At 46.6% G+C, this 20,966-nt stretch carries 17 protein-coding genes; all 17 read left to right on the plus strand.

Annotated features, from left to right (window positions below):
* The first annotated feature begins 73 nt into the window (after nucleotides 1-73).
* The 17 genes from mfd to ftsH all read left to right on the plus strand — a co-directional run bounded on the left by mfd (nucleotide 74) and on the right by ftsH (nucleotide 20,832).
* The gene (mfd, locus tag NSS82_RS00530; RefSeq protein ID WP_038568019.1) at nucleotides 74-3,598 is read left to right on the plus strand and encodes a transcription-repair coupling factor; all 3,525 of its coding nucleotides are present in this window, start codon (nucleotides 74-76) and stop codon (nucleotides 3,596-3,598) included.
* Complete coding sequence (locus NSS82_RS00535; protein ID WP_036678785.1) at nucleotides 3,585-4,625, plus strand: peptidylprolyl isomerase; 1,041 nt, start codon at nucleotides 3,585-3,587, stop codon at nucleotides 4,623-4,625. The genes mfd and NSS82_RS00535 overlap by 14 nt, the downstream gene beginning before the upstream one ends.
* Nucleotides 4,626-4,880: 255 nt before the next feature.
* On the plus strand, nucleotides 4,881-5,423 hold the full coding sequence (spoVT, locus tag NSS82_RS00540; RefSeq protein ID WP_036678783.1) for a stage V sporulation protein T: 543 nt from the start codon (nucleotides 4,881-4,883) through the stop codon (nucleotides 5,421-5,423).
* Between the two features lie 148 nt (nucleotides 5,424-5,571).
* Nucleotides 5,572-7,254 (plus strand): putative polysaccharide biosynthesis protein, encoded by a 1,683-nt coding sequence (locus NSS82_RS00545; protein WP_076186809.1) that lies wholly within the window; start codon nucleotides 5,572-5,574, stop codon nucleotides 7,252-7,254.
* A gap of 27 nt (nucleotides 7,255-7,281) precedes the next feature.
* The gene (gene mazG, locus NSS82_RS00550) at nucleotides 7,282-8,781 is read left to right on the plus strand and encodes a nucleoside triphosphate pyrophosphohydrolase (RefSeq protein WP_076099916.1); all 1,500 of its coding nucleotides are present in this window, start codon (nucleotides 7,282-7,284) and stop codon (nucleotides 8,779-8,781) included.
* A 289-nt stretch (nucleotides 8,782-9,070) separates the two neighbouring features.
* The gene (locus tag NSS82_RS00555) at nucleotides 9,071-9,343 is read left to right on the plus strand and encodes an HU family DNA-binding protein (protein ID WP_036678778.1); all 273 of its coding nucleotides are present in this window, start codon (nucleotides 9,071-9,073) and stop codon (nucleotides 9,341-9,343) included.
* A complete protein-coding gene (locus tag NSS82_RS00560; RefSeq protein WP_036678775.1) occupies nucleotides 9,343-9,621 on the plus strand; it encodes an RNA-binding S4 domain-containing protein in 279 nt (92 codons plus the stop codon). Before NSS82_RS00555 ends, NSS82_RS00560 begins: the two co-directional genes overlap by 1 nt.
* 158 nt (nucleotides 9,622-9,779) lie before the next feature.
* A complete protein-coding gene (yabP, locus tag NSS82_RS00565) occupies nucleotides 9,780-10,064 on the plus strand; it encodes a sporulation protein YabP (protein WP_036678773.1) in 285 nt (94 codons plus the stop codon).
* On the plus strand, nucleotides 10,061-10,624 hold the full coding sequence (yabQ, locus tag NSS82_RS00570) for a spore cortex biosynthesis protein YabQ (RefSeq protein WP_036678771.1): 564 nt from the start codon (nucleotides 10,061-10,063) through the stop codon (nucleotides 10,622-10,624). Before yabP ends, yabQ begins: the two co-directional genes overlap by 4 nt.
* Nucleotides 10,625-10,648: 24 nt before the next feature.
* Nucleotides 10,649-10,984 carry an FtsB family cell division protein gene (locus NSS82_RS00575; protein ID WP_036678769.1) on the plus strand — a complete coding sequence of 112 codons (336 nt, stop codon included), beginning with the start codon at nucleotides 10,649-10,651 and terminating at the stop codon, nucleotides 10,982-10,984.
* A gap of 124 nt (nucleotides 10,985-11,108) precedes the next feature.
* Nucleotides 11,109-11,609, plus strand: coding sequence for a S1 domain-containing RNA-binding protein (locus NSS82_RS00580; protein ID WP_036678766.1), 501 nt, complete (start codon nucleotides 11,109-11,111; stop codon nucleotides 11,607-11,609).
* A 343-nt stretch (nucleotides 11,610-11,952) separates the two neighbouring features.
* Nucleotides 11,953-14,460: a stage II sporulation protein E gene (gene spoIIE, locus NSS82_RS00585; protein WP_036678764.1), complete on the plus strand. Its 2,508-nt coding sequence runs from the start codon at nucleotides 11,953-11,955 to the stop codon at nucleotides 14,458-14,460.
* Nucleotides 14,461-14,928: 468 nt separating this feature from the next.
* On the plus strand, nucleotides 14,929-15,675 hold the full coding sequence (locus NSS82_RS00590; protein WP_038568031.1) for a VWA domain-containing protein: 747 nt from the start codon (nucleotides 14,929-14,931) through the stop codon (nucleotides 15,673-15,675).
* Nucleotides 15,665-16,603, plus strand: a complete 939-nt coding sequence (locus NSS82_RS00595; protein WP_036678862.1) for a serine/threonine protein kinase — start codon at nucleotides 15,665-15,667, stop codon at nucleotides 16,601-16,603. The genes NSS82_RS00590 and NSS82_RS00595 overlap by 11 nt, the downstream gene beginning before the upstream one ends.
* A gap of 36 nt (nucleotides 16,604-16,639) precedes the next feature.
* Entirely contained in the window at nucleotides 16,640-18,082 is a 1,443-nt protein-coding gene (tilS, locus tag NSS82_RS00600) for a tRNA lysidine(34) synthetase TilS (RefSeq protein WP_038568032.1), read from the plus strand.
* Nucleotides 18,083-18,128: 46 nt separating this feature from the next.
* Nucleotides 18,129-18,668 (plus strand): hypoxanthine phosphoribosyltransferase, encoded by a 540-nt coding sequence (gene hpt, locus NSS82_RS00605; protein ID WP_036678757.1) that lies wholly within the window; start codon nucleotides 18,129-18,131, stop codon nucleotides 18,666-18,668.
* Nucleotides 18,669-18,777: 109 nt separating this feature from the next.
* Entirely contained in the window at nucleotides 18,778-20,832 is a 2,055-nt protein-coding gene (gene ftsH, locus NSS82_RS00610) for an ATP-dependent zinc metalloprotease FtsH (protein WP_036678755.1), read from the plus strand.
* Nucleotides 20,833-20,966: the final 134 nt, after the last annotated feature.

Genomic DNA, 20,966 nt, shown 5'->3' on the forward strand with positions numbered 1-20,966 from the left:
TTTTCGATTCCAATCATAATAGGTGACGGTGGCTACGCCACCGTTAGCCTGTTTAGTAAGAGAGGTGCGCCTGTTGTTACAAGGTCTTATAGAAGCTTTTTCCAAGGATCCCGATTTCCAGTCTATCACCCATGGTGTTGCTGCAGGTATGAAAGAGCAGCTCATTTCGGGGCTTACAGGTTCTGCTAGACAGATTATGCTTGCAGCATTACATGAAGAGACAACTCGTCCCTTACTTGTAGTGACTCATAATATGTTTTCGGCCCAGAAGATGGCCGATGATTTGCAGGAAGCGCTTTCTCCTGACCGGGTTCTGCTCTATCCCGCCAATGAACTAGTGGCTGCAGAAGCGGCTGTATCAAGCCCAGAGACACTGGCTCAGCGTATAGATGTGCTGACCAAATGTGCTCAGGGCTTCCGTGGTATTGTTGTAGTTCCTTACTCAGGAGTGCGTAGATTGCTGCCAGCCCCAGAGGTTATGGCAGAGGCACAAGTCACCGTTTCCCAAGATGGAACGCTTGCTCTGGATGAATTTTTGATGTCCATGATTGAAATGGGCTATGAAAGAGTAGAGCGGGTTGAAAATCGTGGTGAACTGAGCGTACGGGGTGGAATAATTGATTTTTATCCAATGACATCTCCTTTGGCTTATCGGGTTGAGTTATTTGACGATGAGGTTGATTCCATAAGAACTTTTGATCCAGTGGATCAGCGTTCTATTGATAAGGTACGTAGTGTGAAGATTACACCGGCTAAAGAGATTATAGCTAGTAGATTGCGCCAGGAATCTGCTTCTGCTGAAGCCTCAGCTATGATGGAGCGACAGTTGGAGAAGATGGCGGATCGCCAGGCGAAGCTCAGGCTGCGGGAAGAAATTGGCCGTGAGCTGGAAATGCTGCGGGAAGGTACTTATTTCCCGGAGATCTATAAATATATCAGTCTTTTATATCCTGAACGCTCTCATTTATTTGATTACATGGCCCAGGATACCATTCTTATTCTAGATGAGCCGACAAGACTGCTCGAAACGGCGAGACAGCTTGAACGGGATGAATCGGAATGGAACCTGCATTTGCTGCAAAACGGCAAATCTTTACCGGATCTAGATCTCTCTGTCGATACGGATGTTGTTATGTATCAGCGCCCGTTCCAAAGTCTGTTTATGTCAATCTTTTTACGTCAGGTTCCGCATATTCAGCCTCAGAACATTCTTGGATTTATCAGTCGTGGAATGCAGGATTTCCATGGCCAGATGAATGTGCTGAAATCGGAGATGGAGCGTTGGCAGAAGTCCGGTGTTAAGGTAATGATGCTTGCGAGCAGTGAGGAACGGATTGAACGAGTGCGCAGAGTTCTTTATGATTACGGCATTAACGAGCCGATGATTGTACAAGGAAATCTGGGTTCTGGTTTTGAGCTGCCCTCTATTCATCTAGCAGTTATAACTGAGGGGGAAATGTTCTCTCAGAAGCAGCGGAAGGCACGGAAGATTTCCAAAGGAATAGATAATGCTGAACGGATCAAGAGTTACACAGAGCTGAAAATCGGTGATTATGTCGTCCACCAGAACCATGGTATCGGAAAATATATGGGAATCGGCACGCTTGAGGTCAGCGGTATTCACCGTGATTACATGCATATTCTGTATGCTGGCGGCGATAAGCTCTCAGTTCCGATTGAGCAGATTGACCTGATTCAGAAATATGTCGGTTCCGAAGATAAAGAGCCGAAAGTATATAAGCTAGGCGGCAATGAATGGACACGAGTCACCAATAAGGTTCGTTCCTCCGTTCAGAATATTGCTGATGATTTGATAAAACTATATGCTGAGCGCCAAAGTGCCGCAGGATATGGTTTTGAAAAGGATACACAGGAACAGCATGAATTTGAAGAAATGTTCCCTTACGAAGAGACCCGAGATCAGCTTCGGGCTATCGAAGAGATTAAGAAGGATATGGAACAAAACCGGCCAATGGACCGATTGCTTTGCGGTGATGTTGGATATGGTAAGACTGAAGTGGCTATTCGGGCGGCTTTTAAATCAGCGATTGAAGGTAAACAGGTGGCGGTGCTAGTCCCGACAACGATTTTGGCTCAACAGCATTATGAGACCTTCCGGGAACGTTTCGCTAATTACCCGCTTAATATTCAGGTCTTAAGTCGTTTCCGCAGCCGTAAAGAGCAGAACGAGACGATTAAAGGCGTTAGGGCAGGAACTGTCGACGTAGTTATCGGTACACATCGTCTGTTATCTCAGGACCTTGTATTCAAGGATCTGGGGCTATTAATTGTGGATGAAGAACAGCGTTTCGGCGTAACTCATAAAGAAAAGCTGAAAAAGCTGAAAACGAATGTAGACGTTCTTACGCTGACTGCAACTCCAATTCCTCGTACGCTACATATGTCGATGCTCGGAGTGCGGGATCTGTCTGTCATTGAGACCCCGCCAGAGAACAGATTCCCTGTACAGACGTATGTAGTGGAGCATAGCCAGACCCTTACGCGGGAAGCTGTAGAGCGGGAATTAGCCCGCGGTGGTCAAGTCTATTATCTCTATAATCGTGTGCAGGGCATTCAAGAAATGGCTGCTCAAATCTCTATGCTTGTTCCTGAGGCTAGAGTTGGCATCGGACATGGTCAAATGTCGGAATCTGAGCTGGAGAAGACCATTCTCGATTTCCTTGACGGAGAATACGATGTGCTCGTCAGCACAAGTATTATTGAGACGGGCGTAGATATTCCGAACGTTAATACACTTATTGTGCATGATGCGGATAAAATGGGCTTGTCTCAGCTCTATCAGCTGCGTGGACGTGTAGGCCGGTCCAATCGGATCGCTTACGCTTATTTCACGTATCAACGGGACAAGGTTCTGACAGAGGTTGCAGAGAAACGTCTGCAGTCTATTAAGGAATTTACGGAGCTGGGCTCTGGTTTCAAAATAGCGATGCGAGATCTGTCTATTCGCGGTGCAGGCAACTTGCTGGGTGCAGAGCAGCATGGCTTTATCGCATCCGTGGGGTTTGATCTGTACTCACAAATGCTGGCGGAGGAAATTCGTAAGCGTAAGGTTACTGTGCTTGGGGAGGAAGATACATCCCTGAAAGAAGGCAATACAGTCATTGATTTGTCGATTGACGCGTATCTGCCGTCAGAGTATATTTACGACAGTATCCAAAAAATTGAAATTTATAAAAAAGTGGCGGCAGTAACCTCCTTCGATGATGCTTCCGAGCTTGAAGATGAGCTCTTGGATCGGTTCGGTGAGTTACCTGAAGCCGTGGTGAATCTACTATCGGTTGCTCGTTTGAAAGTGTATGGAAAAATGTATGGCATTGATTCCATGATTAGACGCGGAGATGATGTTACCTTGAATTTCTATGAGGGAAGTCTCGGCGCTTTAGACACAGCGAAACTCGCCAAAGTTGGAAATAGCTTCGAAAGACGTGTACAATTTGATAGGGATGCGAAAGCCAGTATCCGGGTCAAATCGAAAGATTTAAGTGATAAACAGCTGCTTGACTTGCTTGAACAGTTTCTTAAGGAAGCTAAACAGTCTTTTAAATCGAAGGGAGAACTACACAATGTCGTTAAATAAAACAAAATCATGGAAAGTGCTGCTCGTTTCATTGGCAGCGGCAGTTTCCTTTTCTATGCTAGCAGCATGTGGAAATAGTGCTGATGATAATCAAGCTGTAGCCACTTATAAAGGTGGAACGATTACACAAAAGGAATTTGCAATGGATCAAAAAATCATGAAATTCCTATCTCCACAACAAGCGCAATATTTAGAGATTGATGCGTTTAAGGAGTCCATTCTGAAGCAAGAAGTGGGCTTTGAATATTTGGCTTCCCAAGCAACGGATGAAGCGAAAAAGCAAGCGGAGAAAGAAGCCGATACTCAAATTGCAAGCATTAAGGAACAATTGGGCGATACCTATAAGAAGACACTGAAAGATGCTGACGTTACAGAGAAAGATATTCGTACTTATATGGAGCGTGTGCTGTCAGTTTATCAGGATATGCTGCTTAAAGTGACTGATGATCAAGTTGTCAAAGAATTCGAAGCGACTAAAGGCGACTTTACGGTTGCCACACTGCGTCATGTGCTAATTGGTCTGACAGATGCAGACAACAAAGAGCGTACCAGCGAAGAAGCGCTTAAAATAGCGAAAGAAGTTAAGGCGAAGCTGGATGGCGGTGCTGATTTCGCAGCCATCGCTAAGGAATATTCTGACGATACTGGCTCTAAAGAGGCAGGCGGAGAATATAAAGATAAAGCTGTAGGCACTTATGTGGATGAATTTAAGAAGGCTGCACAGACCTTGCCTCTAAATACCATCAGTGATCCTGTAGAAACTTCTTACGGTTACCACATCATCAAGGTGGAGTCCCGTACAGACAAGACTTTCGACCAGTTAACGGATGAGCAAAAAGAAGGCATTAAGAGCTCAATTGTATCCAAGAACCTAGAAACGTTCATGGAAAAGGATCTGGAAGGCATTATTGAGAACATCAATCTGCCAAAAAGCTCTGCTTCCGCAGATGAAACCGGAACAAATAGTGGAACAGAAGCCACTACAGCTCCAAGCGCATCCCCAAGTGCTACAGATGCCGCTGAATAAACATCGGTAAATATGGACAAGCTTACCTTAGAAAAGCCATCTTCACTTAAAGTGAAGATGGCTTTTTATTTCGCAGAAACGGTTGTAGAACTACCTTTATCTTGATGCAGATATTAATACATGTCAGCTTATGTATAAGGATCTGGGAAGAGATGAATACTATGGTCAGATATTACGATAAATCACTGGGATTATCCTTTCCCATAATGGACAGTAGTAAGACCATACTTCTTAAGAAAGCGGGGCACATGTGAAATGAAAGCTACTGGAATTGTTCGCCGTATTGATGACCTCGGACGCGTGGTTATTCCCAAAGAAATTAGACGTACTCTTCGTATTAGAGAAGGAGACCCACTGGAAATATTCGTCGATCGGGACGGTGAAGTCATTCTCAAGAAATATTCTCCGATTGGTGAGTTGGGTGACTTTGCAAAAGAGTACGCGGAGTCATTGTTCGAAGGTACTGGGCACATTACGATGATTGCTGATCGTGACACCTTCATTGCCCTTGCAGGCGGCTCCAAAAAAGATTATTTGGAGAAACAGGTGGGAGTGCTGTTGGAGAAAGTCATGGACAGCCGTAAGACTGTGTTAGAAACCAATGAAGGCAGTTATGAAATCGCTAAAGATCATCCGGATTTGGTGTCCTCATATGTAGCCTCACCGATCATTTCCGGTGGAGATCCTATTGGTTGTGTAGTGATGGTGAGCAAGGATGATTCGGCGAAGATGGCGCAAATGGAAATAAAAATGGCCGAAACGGCTGCCGCTTTCCTGGGCAAACAAATGGAGCAGTAATCTTAATTTAGACCCCGGTTTCCTTTTGGTAAGATATACAAAGGGCAAACGGGGTTTTGTCGTTTACACAAAACCGTTTCTACTTGTGGGCATACATAAGTTATAATATAGAAATTCATCCCATCAAAGTTGTAGAAGCAGGTATTATATGAAATCCAATACACAAACATCACGATTGCTGCAAGGCGCATTTATCCTTAGTGCCGCGGCCATTATCTCAAAGCTTATTGGCACACTCCAAAAAATTCCGCTGCAAAATCTAGGCGGAGATGCTGTATTTGGTATATACAACACAGTGTATCCCTTGTATACGATGCTGTTAACAGTAGCTATGCTAGGTCTGCCTGCGGCGATCTCCAAATTTGTCGCCGAAGCTTCGGCTGGGAGACGCGATGAAGAAGGCCGGCGGATTCTACTATTATCCGCGCTAATTACAGGCATCAGCGGCTTGATTATCGGCGCCATCACCTATGCAGGTGCACCCATCATTGCCGAATGGGTAGGTAACTCACATGTAATGCCTGCCTTGCGGACAAGCGCCTGGGGTTTGGCAGTTGTCCCTGTCATGTCGGCCATACGCGGGTATTTTCAGGGGCTGCATAATATGGTTCCTACTGCCGTGTCACAGATTGTAGAGCAGTCTGTACGGGTTACAGTGATGATTGTTCTTCTTTTATATCTCACTTCGCAGGGAGCAGGAGCTGAGAGCATCGCTGCTGGCGCGCTGCTTGGTTCTGCCGGAGGGGGAGCCGCAGGGCTTGTAATTATGCTGCTGTACTTGAGACGTCACCGCCGGAGGGTAAAACAGGAAGCTGCTGCTGAAGTAGCTGCTGCTGTCGAAAGTCAGCGTGTAAGAGCGCTGGATGCAGGACATGGACTAGGTTCCAAGCAAGGGTTCATGGGCATTAAAGCAGGTACACTGCTGGCTTATGGAATTCCCGTAATGCTAGGTGCACTGGCTATGCCTCTTATCGGTCTTGTAGATGTATTCACTGTGCCTCGACTGCTGTCGTCTGACGGAAGTGAAGTAGCTGCGATGGCCCAGTTTGGTGTGTACAATCGGGGTTTGCCACTTGTGCAGATTATAACGATGATTGCCACCTCACTGTCTGTTGTGTTCATTCCCGCTTTGGCGGAAGCGAAGTACAAGGGAGATATGAAGCTGATTGAGACCCGCTGCAGCTTGTCGCTGCGTTGGTTCTGGCTGTTAGGTCTAGCGGCCTCAGCGGGCCTTGCAGTGCTTGCTGAGCCGATTAATATGGCTCTTTACGGCGATACCGCTGGCAGCAGCACAATGACTTGGCTGGCTTTTACCGCTGTTGGCGGTACAGTCAGCATCATCTCTGCTGCGCTCCTGCAGGGCCTCGGCTACGTGCGCGCCCCGGCCCTGCACCTTTTGGCCGCCGCGCTGCTCAAGGCGGCCCTGAACCTGCTGCTGGTTCCGCAGCAGGGCATTACCGGCGCGGCCATCGCTGGCGTGGCCGCGCATTCGTTCGCAGCAGCGCTTAACGTGCTGCTGCTGTACCGCCAGGGCCATCTGCGGCTTCGCCTCGCAGATGCCCTGGCACGGCCCGCGCTGCTCACAGCGGGCCTGGCTCTTGCCGCCGCAGCTGCCAGCTGGGGCACTGGCGCCGCGGCTACGGCCGCTGGCATCGGCGGCGGACGCACCGCCAGCTTGGCGCAGAGCCTGCTTGGGGTGCTCGCAGGCTGCGTTGTCTTTGCCGTAGGCGCGGTGGTGCTGCGGCTGCTCAGCGAAAGCGAACTTCGCCAGCTTCCGGGCATCGGCCCGTCTCTGGCGGACAAGTTCAAGAAGCTGCGTTTATTTCCATAATTAACTCGCTTAAAAGGAGGAACAGATATGAGTGCAACATTAACAGTTGTTGGTCTCGGGTCAGGTAATCCCGATCGCCTGACACTAGGAATTATAAAAAAACTGAAGGCAGCATCCGTTGTATACGTTCGTACCCAAGAGCATCCAGTCATGGCTGCTCTCACCGAGCTTGAAATCGCCACGCAATCCTTTGATGGACTGTATGAAACATTATCTTCGTTTCCTGAGGTCTATGCGGCAATTACTTCAAAATTGATTGAAGAGGCTCGCTCTGCCGCAGACGGTACAGATATTGTCTATGCGGTTCCGGGGCATCCCATGGTTGCAGAGTCAGCTGTTTCACAGCTGCGTCAGCGTTGCCCGGAAGAAGGAATAGAACTGCAAATATTAGGCGGGGAGAGTTTTCTGGACGAGGCGTTTGTACGACTGGGGTTTGACCCTATTGAAGGGTTCCAGTTATTAGATGCTTCAGGCATTCGCAGCGCTCAGCTTCAACCTGAATTGCATACTCTGATTGGCCAGGTTTATGACAGCTTTACAGCTTCGGAGACAAAGTTATGTCTGATGGAGCTGTATCCGCCGGAATATGAAGTGGTGGTGGGTCATGCCCTTGGCGTGGAGAACGAAGAAAGCATTGTGACTGTTCCTCTATACGAATTGGACCGGCTTGAGGGTTATGGCAATTTGTCTCTGGTCTATGTACCTGCGAATCGTGATGAGAAGCTAAGAAGTCGTACTTTCGCTCGCTTGCATGAGATTGTCGATATTTTGCGCAGTCCGGACGGTTGTCCGTGGGATCGGGAGCAGACTCATGAATCTTTGCGTAAAAATCTAATCGAAGAAACCTATGAAGTGCTTGAGACGATTGATGAGGATGACCCAGACCATATGAAAGAGGAGCTGGGCGATCTTTTGCTGCAGATCATGCTGCACTCCCAAATGGAAGAGGAGCTTGGCACGTTTAACGTATTTGACGTCATAGAAGGACTGAATGATAAGCTTATCTTCCGCCATCCTCATGTATTTGGTGACAAGAATGCGAATGACGCTGAAGAAGCTCTGATCAATTGGGAGGGCATGAAGGCAGAGGAGAAGCGGCGGAAAGGCGTAAAGCCCGAGGAACTATCCGTACTCAGTGGAGTTCCGCGTGATTTGCCTGCTCTTATGAAGGCGTACAAGCTTCAGAAAAAAGCATCCAAGGTGGGCTTTGATTGGGACAACGCTACGGATTGCTTAGCTAAGGTTCGTGAAGAAATAGAAGAGCTGCAAGAAGCCATCGATACTGACGCAGCCGCGGAGGATCAAATCCTGGAGCTGGGCGATCTATTATTTGCTGTTACCAATGTTGCCCGATTTATTGGTGCAGATCCGGAAGAAGCTTTAACCCGGACCAACCGCAAATTTGTGCGTCGGTTTCAGTATATCGAGCAAAGTCTGCGAGCCAAGGGTGTGAGTGTAGAGGATAGCAGCTTGGAAGAGATGGAAGAGTTGTGGCAGGAGGCAAAGACTGAGGAACGAAAAGTATAGTGATTTTCTCAGACTATGTACGGTATACGGACCTTAAGATGAGGCAATGCTGTGAAAGTAGCATTCATCTCTGATTTAGATTATGGCGAGTAGTTTAATAGTGCTATAGAATAGATTCTGCGACGATTTCTGAGAAATAACTGTTTCTTTTTTTAAAAAACGACGATTCGTGGCAGGATTTTAAGATGACATCAAGAATATCATAAAGACGAAATGACGACTTGCCCCATAATATGGCGGTGAATCTCGTTTCATTTATTTTTTCGTATCCTAGGAGGAACTTTAAATTATGAACAAGACAGATTTGGTAAACAACATTTCCGAGAAAAACGGATTGGCAAAAAAAGATGTAGAAGCAGTATTGAACGGATTCTTGGGTGAGATCACAGAAGCTTTGGCAAAAGGCGATAAAGTCCAACTGATCGGTTTCGGTACATTCGAAACTCGTAAACGTGCAGGACGTACTGGTCGCAACCCGCAAACGGGCACAACGATTGAAATTCCAGAATCAACTGTACCGGCATTCAAAGCTGGTAACAAGCTTAAAGAAGCCGTTAACTAATGCGTCTTGACAAATTCCTGAAAGTGTCCCGATTAATCAAGCGCCGGACAGTGGCCAAGGATGTGTCCGAACAAGGCCGGGTGCTGATTAACGGGCGGGAATCTAAACCAAGTAGTGCAGTTAAGATCGGCGACGAGATTACTGTGCAATTTGGACAAAAGCTTGTAACGGTCAAAGTCGAAAAGCTAGTCGAAACGACGCGCAAGGACGAAGCCGCTGGTATGTATACTCTACTTCGGGAAGAGCCTGTTGCCAAAAGCAGCGGATTGGACTGGTAGGAGTAACATAATGAATAGTAAATAAGAAGGTGCAACTTTACATATTGTAGAGTTGCACCTTCTTTTTTTCTTTTTGTCTCTCTTATTTTAGTGGATTGGAATGTTCTATAACTTCTTCTACTGCCATAGATTAGAGGTAAGAAGGAGGGGTACATGCTATGATCGAGCCAGGAAAGGTAAATAAACAGCATGATCTGCACATGCGCAGTCGTAAACAGCTAGAGTTGACGGGCGTGCAAAATGTGGAGAGCTTTGATAGCGAGGAATTTTTGCTTCGTACAGAACTCGGCCATCTCACCATTCGCGGGAATCATTTACATATCAAAAATTTAAGTCTGGAGAATGGACTGTTGTCCTTGGAGGGCAATGTACATTCTCTGATTTATCTAGATCCCGGATCGCAGGGCAAAAATAAAGGTCTACTCGGTAAGCTATTTAAATGAATCCTGCAGTTCAGTGGCTGACGCTGTTCTACATGATATTGGCCGGGGTGACAATGGGACTGGCCTATGACAGCTACCGGGTGCTGTCGCTCAAGTTCAATTTTCCCAAATGGTTGAATGCCATGCTTGACCTGCTGTATTGGCTTTGTGCTGCTTTGTTTGTTTTTAGAATGCTCTATGCCGGAAATCAGGGGCAATTGCGATTTTATGTCTTTTTAGGTTTATTTCTAGGAATATGGATCTATTTTTTGATCTTCAGTGTTACGGTGCGGCGTTTTGTGTTAATGTTAATTCAATCGGTTCAGTATATGTGCAGATTGCTATGGAGACTTATGGAGATTATGATAGGTAAACCTCTTCGCTGGCTTTGGCGCCTTATTATAGGGTTGCTAGTGCTGCTAGGTCGTATTCTATTATTCATCCTTAAGCTTCTGCTGCGTCTAACGAAGCCAATTTGGGTATTACCTGTAAGGTGGATTTCTCCATGGTTATCACGGCTTAAGCATAGCGCCTGGATCGTGAAGATCACTGGATGGATTACCAAATGGCGGAAACGCTGACCTTTGAATTAGGGGGTACGCTGCATGAACAGATTCACTGCGGAAGAGAAAAGTAATCCTAGCAAAAATTCGGCCGCAGGCGCGAAGAGAAGAAGATTCATGTGGATTCTCTTTGTGGCAGTATTTTTTGGCTGGGCGGGTTATACTTACTTCAATCAAAGTGCAGTTATTGCGGACAAGGGCGAGCAACTCGCCAAGAAACAAAAGACTAGCGAGAGTGTCACGTCATCTTTGAATCAACTGAAATATGAAGTGTCCAGACTTAATGATGATGAGTATATTGGCCAATTAGCGCGTAAATGGTACAATATCTATCCTCAAGGGGAAACTCCTATTCGAACAGAGCAATCAGAGCAATAATACTGGCTAAAAGAGGCTTTTACTCTGTTGCCTTGCTTTGCTCTTTACTGTATAATCAAATCACCGCAGACAGGATGACCTTAATATTCGTCTGTATATTTTTAAGGGAGGATCATTTTATTCTATGGCAATTGAAGTGGGCACCAAGTTAGAAGGCAAAGTGACAGGCATCACGCATTTCGGAGCATTTGTGGATCTGTCAGGAGGTGTCACAGGTCTCGTTCACATCTCGGAAATCGCCGATAATTACGTCAAGGATGTTAACGATCATCTGAAGATTAGTGATGTAGTAACCGTCAAGGTGATCAACGTCGATAAGGACGGCAAGATCGGACTTTCCATTAAGCAGGCTGTTGACAAGCCAGCATCGGAAGTACGTCCGCCTAGAGCTCCAAGACCAGAACGTCCTAGCGGCGGAGACCGTTTCGGCGGCGGTGGCGGCAGTGGTGGAGGCGGCGGTGGATTCAATCGTGAACGGGGTGGGCGTCCATTTAAGCCTGCAGCCGGTAAACCTTCATTCGAGGATAAAATGTCGCGATTCCTGAAAGACAGCGAAGAACGGATATCTTCGATTAAGAAGAACACAGAAGGAAAGCGCGGAGGCCGTGGAGCCAAACGCGTATAATCCAATACCTGTACATCATAAATAACCGCAAGGGCATTTCGCCCTTGCGGTTTTTTTGTCGTGTCATATAAACTTGCCGACAGCATCCATGTCATTTTCACATAACTCTAGGGCAATCGCTGGCGAATGACCGCCAGGCTTGCGCCTAAAACTGCACTGGAATCAAGCTTGAGGAGAAGCAAACTACTGCGCCGCAAGGGATCGCTCTATTTTTTTAGGAATAATGAACAAAGGCTTTTTTGTCGGAAATTTCTTATGACTGTCCCTCCATTTCTGACAAACTTTCTCAAATGACCCGCTATATAATGAGAACCATAAATTCTTAAACGGGTGGTGTAGGGTAATGAGTAAAAGCAATGTGGTGAATTTGCCAGAGTGGACAAGAGTGGGAAGCGAAGATAAGAAGCAGAGACAAGCCTTAGGCACGCGTATTATAGCTTGGGGTCAGAAGCAGCGTTATATTCAGCTTATAACAGCGAAGAAGTGGATGCTTCTGTTAAGTTTTATGGGGTTTCTGCTAGGTAGAGCTATGATCCTGGACGAGCTGTCCCCTTTTGCTGTCGCATATTTTGCCGTCATTGTGTTTATGCGTCGAGACTCTATTTTACCTGTAGCGGGTGCTATTATAGCTGGAAGTCTCTTCACTCCGTTTCCGGGTGCCTTGGTTACTACGGCTGAACTGATTATCTTCTTTCTTGTTTATAGAGGGCTTGAAAGTTTCGAACGAATAGATTTGTCCTATGCACCCCTTATGGTATTCGTATCCTCGTTTATGGTTGGCCTGTTCAAGATTGTTCTCGGACCTTCTCTTTCCTGGTACCCCTTTATGATGACAACTCTGGATGCTTTACTTGGGTTTGTACTTACTCTTGTGTTCATTCAGGCACTTCCTCTACTAACTTACAAACAAAAGAGCAGATCGCTGAGGAATGAGGAGGTTTTATGCCTTATTATTCTGTTAGCCTCCGTAATGACAGGCCTTGTGGGATGGACCCTTAATGGTTTGTCATTAGAGCATATATTGTCTCGTTATTTAATTCTGCTCTTTGCCATGGCAGGGGGCGCTCCCCTCGGTGCAGCTGTTGGGGTGGTGACGGGGTTGATCCTTAGTCTGGCCGATATCAGTGCTATCTATCAGATGAGTCTGCTTGCTTTTTCCGGAATGCTAGCGGGAATGATGCAAGGTGGGCGAAAGGGTGCGGTATCTATTGGCATGCTGCTAGGATCAACGATCCTTTCCGTCTATTTTACGGGTCCGGGTGATATGATGGCCTCAACATGGGAGACCTGCGCAGCAGTAGTGTTGTTTCTAATAACACCTAAGGCGATGATATCAGCGATTGCAAAATATGTACCGGGCACGTCAGATCATAGCCGATCTCAACATGAATATGCCCGCAGGGTCAGGGATCTGACTGCAGAACGGGTCACTCAATTCTCACAGGTATTCCAACAGCTCTCCAGTAGCTTTGGTCAGATTCCACGTGCCGGAGAAGTGGGCAAATCGGATCGTGAAATGGAAGATTTTATGAATACGGTCACAGAAGGAGCCTGCGCTGGCTGCATTCGCCGTACTCACTGCTGGGATGCAAAATTCTATCAGACATATAGATACATGACAGATATGATGACAACTGTTGAGGAATGCCCTGATATTACGGCTGCTCAGCTGCCACCGGAATGGAGCCGTATTTGTGGCAAAACCGGTGAAGTGCTTGAGGTCATGAAGGGACAATATGATCTCTACCAACATGATATGCGGTGGAAAAGACAAATATACGATAGTCGGCAATTTGTTGCCGAGCAGCTGTCCGGCGTGTCACAGGTTATGGAAGACTTGGCCAAGGAAATTAAGCGTGAGGGACAGGCCATGTATCGGCAGGAAGCGCAAATCCGCGAGGCTCTTGAGAAATTGGGACTGTCTATTCATGGCATTGAAATTTTAAGTCTGGACCCCGGACGCGTAGAAATAGAAGTAGTGCACGCTTATAATCGCGGTTTTGATGAATGCCGTAAAATGATTGCCCCACTCCTCTCCGACATTCTGGATGAGAATATTGCTGTCATGAGTGAGACGGCGGTTCATCCCCGGGAAGGACTCTCGATGGTTACCTTTGGTTCAGCCAAAGCCTTTGAGGTAAATACGGGTGTGGCAGTTGTTTCTAAAGGTGGAGATATGCTATCTGGCGATAGCTTCAGCACCGTAGAGCTTGGCAATGGCACCTTTGCAGTTTCCATCAGTGATGGAATGGGGAATGGTGAACGGGCAAGGATGGAGAGCAGTGCCGCACTCGGCATGTTAGAAAAGCTGCTGCAATCCGGAATGGATGAGAAGCTGGCTGTAAAGTCGGTCAACTCAATTCTTTTATTACGCTCCCCTGATGAATTCTATGCTACTGTCGACATGGCTTTAATCGATCAATATTCTGCGCAGACAACGTTTATGAAGATTGCTTCTGCACCAAGCTTTATCCGGAGGGGGAGTGAGGTCATTCCAATAACCTCTAGCAATCTGCCGATAGGAATCATTAAAGATATTGATGTGGATTTAATCAGTATGCAGCTTCGCCCCGGCGATATTTTAATTATGATGACCGATGGTATTTATGATGCGCCTGGATATGCCGTTAATAAGGAGATATGGATGAAACGGATGATCCAAGAGCTTGAGGGTGATGATCCTCAAGATTTAGCGGACAGCCTGTTGGAGAAAGTGATCCGTTACCAGGGCAATGAGATCCTTGATGACATGACTATTGTCGTCAGCCGTCTTGATCATTTCCATCCGGAATGGTCCAGCCTGCATATGCCGGGCATCGGCCGTATGGAGCGCCCGCGTACGGTAAGTTAGTTATTTTAGGTTTAGGTTTAGTAGGTTTTAATGTTGGGTACGCGCGAAGCGTCGTGTTGCTTGTATAGTTTAAGGCACGCGTAAGGCGTCGTGCTAATGGAGGCAGTCAAGGCGAGTCCGTGATGTGTAACTCGCCGGCCTCTACTATTCTCGTTTCAATGGTCGGCTGACTTGGGACGGAATCTGTAGATCTAAACTGTTTACTAGTGAAGGTATGGAACGGAGAGAAAGTTTGGAGCTGTAGAAGCGGAGCGTTCGCCTTTGTCCTCGGATTCCAACCGCGAGAAGCGGTTCTAATCAAGGAATCTGAGGACAACAGCGATCGAAAGCCCAAACATTTCTCGCAGCTCCCCTATTCACTAACCCCTCTGTTTTGATCTAGACTCCCACTTAACATCGACCGTTTGAAATCTCTCATTTCTGGATATGCTAGAAACAGAGGTTCAAACAAAGGGGGAGTTGAGGGTTATGAAGCAAATTATGCTCATTACTGACGGTTGTTCGAATGTAGGAGAAAGTCCGGTGTTGGCAGCGGCGCATGCCCTGCAGGAGGGAATCACCGTAAATGTGGTCGGTGTAGTTGATTATGGTACGATCGGTGAAATCGGCAGCCGGGAGATTGCCGACATTGCCAAGGCCGGGGGAGGCCTTAGCCGAATAGTCGGAACACCACAACTGGCGCAGACGATTCAGATGATGACACGCAAGACCGTGGTTCAGACGATCCAGCAGGCGGTTAATAAAGAGGTAAAAAAGATACTAGGCGACGGCTCACTGGATCAGCTGCCTCCTGTTCAACGTTCACAGGTTGTTACAGTTGTAGATGAACTGACAGAAACAACGCCGTTGCGCATTGCACTTCTTATCGATGCCAGTGCCAGTATGAAACCTAAACTGGGTGCTGTGGAGGATGCAATTCGCGATTTGGCTCTCAGTTTAGAAGCACGGGAAGGCAAGAGTGAGATCGCTGTGTTTCATTTTCCCGGAAATAACAGCAGTGAAGATGCCAAGCTTGATCTAGATTGGACGCATGACATGTCAGGTATTCGTACGCTATTCTCTAAATTACACATGAGAGGCGCAACACCGACTGGCCCAGCTATTTTCAAGGTGCTTGAACATTATCGTTATGATACACTGGATGAACATCGTGGACGCCGACTAAGCGATGACCACGACGAAAGAGAAGGGATGATTGGTGGGTATGTCGTCTAATCCGTCCTATCCTACTGGTACCTTAATTAACGGCAAATGGCGGGGTAACCGTTATGTCGTTGAGCGGATGCTGGGAAGGGGCGCGAACGGAACCGTATATCTTGTGCAAAGAGAAGGCAGACGGGAAAGGTACGCGCTAAAAATCGGATACGATACACTTGAACTTCAATCGGAGATCAATGTGCTGACCTCGCTGCAATCGCGACGAAAGCGGAATGAACATCGGGCTCGTCGTGAGAATCCATTGTCTTCTTATTTTTTGGAAGCGGATGATTTTGCGAATGGGGATAATATCCCCTTCTATGTGATGAGGTATGTTGAAGGCAAACCGCTGCATCATTTTTTATCGAAAAACGGTCCCGATTGGTTAGGCCTGGTAGGTCTTGGTCTGCTTGAAAAGCTGCGCACACTGCATGAATGTGGATTTGTGTTCGGTGATTTGAAGCCCGAGAACGTCATGGTATCGAAATACGGTGAAGTGGAACTGATCGACTTTGGGGGCACAAGCCCTATTGGTCGTAGTGTGAAGCAGTTTACCGAATGGCATGATCGTGGTTTCTGGAATGCGGGCAGTCGAATCAGCGATGAGGGTTACGATCTTTTCGCATTTGCTGTGCTGTGTCTTCGTTTGCTCAATGAAGAAGGGCTCAAAAAGGCAGCCTTACAGCTGCCGCAGACGAGAAGTGTGGACGAATTATTTAAGCTGGCTAGAAATTTACCCAATAAGAAACTATCCTCCTGGATTTGTATGGCGTTAAAAGGGGGGTTCTCAGGCTCTGCGGATGCTACTGAGGTCTGGCGAAACCATATTTATAACTCGCGCAGAAAGCGCCCGGATAGTATGGACACCCCCCGGTGGTTAAAAAATGCATTCGCATTGTCTTTGTTTTTGCTCGCCTTTACGATTTATTGGGTATTCCGTTTTTGAACTCATACATATAGTTGGAGAGAGAGGGGGGCGCATATGGAGCAAATGAATGGACTGGTGGAGTCTGTATTGGAGTCAGCAGCCGAGCATGAGCTGTGGGCGCCCCATGACACCATTGTAGTCGCAGTTTCCGGCGGCCCGGATTCTGTGGCTCTTTTGCATGTTTTACATGAAATATCTTTAAAATTTATACCGCTTACCTTAATATGTGCTCATGTGAATCATGGATTTAGGCCGGAGTCGAAGGAAGAGGCAGAGCTCGTACGTGGTATGGCTGAAGAACTGGGACTGCCCTTTGAGTTTGCGGAATTCGATATTCCCTCCTTGGCTAAAGAGAGTGGACTTGGTCCTGAGGGTACTGCACGTGAGAAACGGTACGAATTTCTGATTGATACGGCACACCGGTATGGGGCGCGTTCTGTTGCTCTGGCTCATCATGCTGATGATCAGGCAGAAACTGTAATTATGCGTCTATTACGCGGAAGTGGCTTATCTGGACTGTCGGGTATCAAGTGGAAAAGAACAGAAAAAAAGGTGGAACTCATTCGCCCATTCCTACGTATTAACAAAACAGCACTTTTAGGGTTATGCCAAAATGAAGGTTTCACTTATGCTGAGGATGCCACCAATCTGCTGACGAAATACAAGCGGAATGCCATTCGTTTGGAAGTTCTTCCTTTTCTGGAAAAGTATAATGGCAGAGTGAAGCAATCCCTCGTACAGCTTGCGGAAATTGCGGGAGCTGAAGATGAGTATATGGAGACGTCTGCGGCAAAATGCTTTGAAGAGCTAGTTTCGGAAGGGGATGGGAAATACACCTTTAACAGAGCTTCATTTGCTGCCATACCCTCCGCTTTACAACGGCGTTTGATTAAACTAATATTAAATTATCTGTCGGCGGATTTATCTGCCCTTGATTTCCCCAAGATCGAAACTGTACGTCGGGGAACGCTGCAGAGCTATCCCACCACCTGGAGCTTGGATTTGGGTGGAGGCCTGACTTGTGTGCGGCAATATGATAGTATCTTGTTCTCGTCCAAGCCCACGACGCCACAGGCAAGCTATACATATCGTCTGTTTTTACCGGACTCTAAGCTTAAATTGGAGGAAATAGGTAAGGTGATGTCGATGGCGGTACTGGAGAGAGAAAACTTTTTTGTACAGGGGGAGGATTATGGGAAGATGTCGGCTTGGTTTGACCGTGATGAACTGGTCTTTCCACTGACGATACGATCCCGATTGCCTGGAGATACCATAAGGATCATGGGATTAAACGGAAGCAAAAAGGTAAAAGATATTTATATTGATGATAAAATACCTGCTTCCGAACGGTCATTGATTCCCCTCGTTTGTGATGGTTTGGGCAATATCGTCTGGATTCCGGGCGTAAGACGCTCGATGCATGCCGCAGTAGGGCGGCACACGACCTCCGTACTTCTATTGTCTCTGGCAGAGCTGGATGACCGCGAAGAAACGTAATGGTCGAAGTAAGTCTTTCATAGTATAACTTAGGAGGTTTCGCAAGTTGCAAAACGATATTCAAGAAGTATTGATCACCGAAGAGGAACTTCAGCAGAAAATTAAGGAGCTCGGTCGAACACTGAGCGAAGAATACGCAGGTCGTACCCCTTTAGTCATTTGTGTACTAAAAGGTGCGTTTATATTTATGGCAGATTTGGTTAAAGCCATTACAGTACCTGTTGAGATGGATTTCATGGCAGTGTCCAGCTATGGAGCATCCACCAAGTCCTCTGGAGTAGTCAAAATTATTAAGGATTTGGATGTATCGGTAGAAGGCCGCGATATCTTGATCGTTGAAGATATTATTGACAGTGGTCTTACACTCAGCTATTTAATTGAGTTGCTCCGCAACCGGAATGCTGCTACTATCTCTGTGGTTACCTTGTTTGATAAACCATCAGGCCGCACTGTTAATCTTGAAGCCAGCTACACAGGCTTCGTGTTACCTGACGAATTTGTAGTAGGCTACGGATTGGATTATGCCGAGCGGTATCGGAACCTCCCATATGTTGGAGTACTGAAACCTGAGATTTATTCCAATTGAACTAAGGACTGCCTCGATCATACGGATCGGATACCCACAACTTCCTTTATTTGAGGTGTCCCAAGAGGCTATGGTACAATAACTTGAGTGTTGTGAGAGGAGGTAGGGGATGAATCGGTTCATCCGGAATTCTGGTTTTTATTTGATTTTATTTTTAGTCGTGGTGGGTATTGTCCAGTTTGTGAGCAATGGAAATGAAGCCGCCGATTTCCCTAGATACGACGAGTTACGGCAGGAGATCAAGAACAACAATGTGAAGGATTTGACGGTTCAGTTTGAGGGTAATGCCTTTCTGGTCACAGGCGAGTATAGAGAGCTGCCTGCCGATACTAAATCGAAAAGCTTCTCCACATATATTCCTCCTACAGATGCCGCTATCAATGAACTGATTCAAGCCAGTGATGTTAATGGGATTGAATTAACTCAGAAGAAAATGGAAGGTACCAGCATTTGGCTGACATTCCTTTCTTCAATTATCCCACTGGTAATTATGTTCATCTTGTTCTTCTTCCTGTTTAATCAGGCGCAAGGTGGCGGCGGTAAAGTCATGAATTTCGGCAAGAGCAAGGCTCGGTTATATAATGAAGAGAAGAAGAAAATCAGCTTTGAGGATGTTGCAGGGGCGGACGAAGAGAAGCAAGAGCTTGTCGAAGTCGTTGAGTTCCTGAAAGATCCACGCAAATTTGCAGCTGTCGGCGCACGTATTCCTAAGGGCGTATTGCTTGTAGGTCCTCCGGGAACAGGTAAAACATTGCTTGCCCGTGCGGTAGCAGGTGAAGCTGGCGTTCCTTTCTTTAGTATTTCCGGTTCTGACTTTGTGGAAATGTTCGTGGGTGTCGGTGCTTCTCGGGTACGTGATTTGTTCGAGAATGCTAAGAAGAATGCTCCATGTATTATCTTCATTGATGAAATTGATGCTGTGGGTCGTCAGCGTGGTGCCGGTCTTGGTGGCGGACATGACGAGCGTGAGCAGACGCTTAACCAATTGCTGGTTGAGATGGATGGATTCGGTGGTAACGAAGGCATTATTATTGTAGCGGCGACTAACCGCGCTGATATACTTGATCCGGCATTGCTTCGTCCAGGACGTTTTGACCGTCAAATTACGGTTGACCGTCCTGATGTGAAAGGCCGTGAAGCTGTACTTAAGGTGCACGCTCGTAACAAACCGCTTACGAAAGATGTAAGACTGGATGTTGTTGCTAAACGCACAACCGGATTCACAGGTGCTGATTTGGAGAATCTGCTGAATGAGGCAGCATTGCTAGCTGCACGCCGTAACCGTAAAGATATTTCCATGATTGAAGTGGATGAAGCTATTGACCGTGTTATCGTAGGTACTGAGAAACGCAGCCGTGTGATCAGTGACCGCGAGAAACGTATTGTAGCTTATCATGAAGCAGGCCATACTATTGCTGGTTACTTCCTTGAGCACGCCGATATGGTGCATAAAGTTACTATTATCCCACGCGGACGTGCAGGCGGATACGTTATTATGCTTCCGAAGGAAGATCGGATGATCGTTACCAAGCAGGAGCTTTTAGATAAGGTTACTGGATTACTTGGTGGACGTGTTGCCGAAGAATTGTTTATTGGTGAGATCGGTACGGGTGCATACAGTGACTTCCAACAGGCTACGCGCATCGTGCGTGCCATGATTATGGAGTACGGTATGAGCGATAAGCTTGGACCTATGCAGTTCGGATCTTCTCAAGGTCAAGTATTCTTAGGTCGTGATATTGGGCATGAACAGAATTACAGTGACTCCATTGCTTATGAGATTGATCAGGAAATGCAGAACTTTATTACTTCGAGTTACGAACGTTGTAAAGATCTGTTGATCAAACACTCCAAAGAAATGCACTTGATTGCCAATACATTACTTGAGAAAGAAACACTTGAGCTTGATCAGATCACACAACTGATTGAACAAGGATTCCTTTCCGAGGATGGTAAACCAGAGGGTGGCGAAGGTGTTGCCCATGAAGTTGGCGAGCCTGTCATCGACAATATCGGTGATGTGCGAGTTCGCATTCAAGGCAAGCCTGAGGATGAACAGTCCACACTTCCTGACTTATCAAAGGATATCCCGAATAACCCTGATTCTGAGGGTAATGACGGTTCCGGTGATGACAACAAAGGTGGGGGCACTAGCCTTACCTAATTGGGTCCACCATTCATATGATGTAAATTTATCCGGAGAACGTAACTGTTCTCCGGATTTTTTATTTTAATTTTTAAGGGATTCTATGCCTTAAAGCCTGTCCAGTTACATTGACAGGGGCTGGAACGTTGTGT

It is taken from the genome of Paenibacillus sp. FSL H7-0735 (genome assembly GCF_038008505.1).
In the GTDB taxonomy this organism is placed as follows: domain Bacteria; phylum Bacillota; class Bacilli; order Paenibacillales; family Paenibacillaceae; genus Paenibacillus_AQ; species Paenibacillus_AQ odorifer.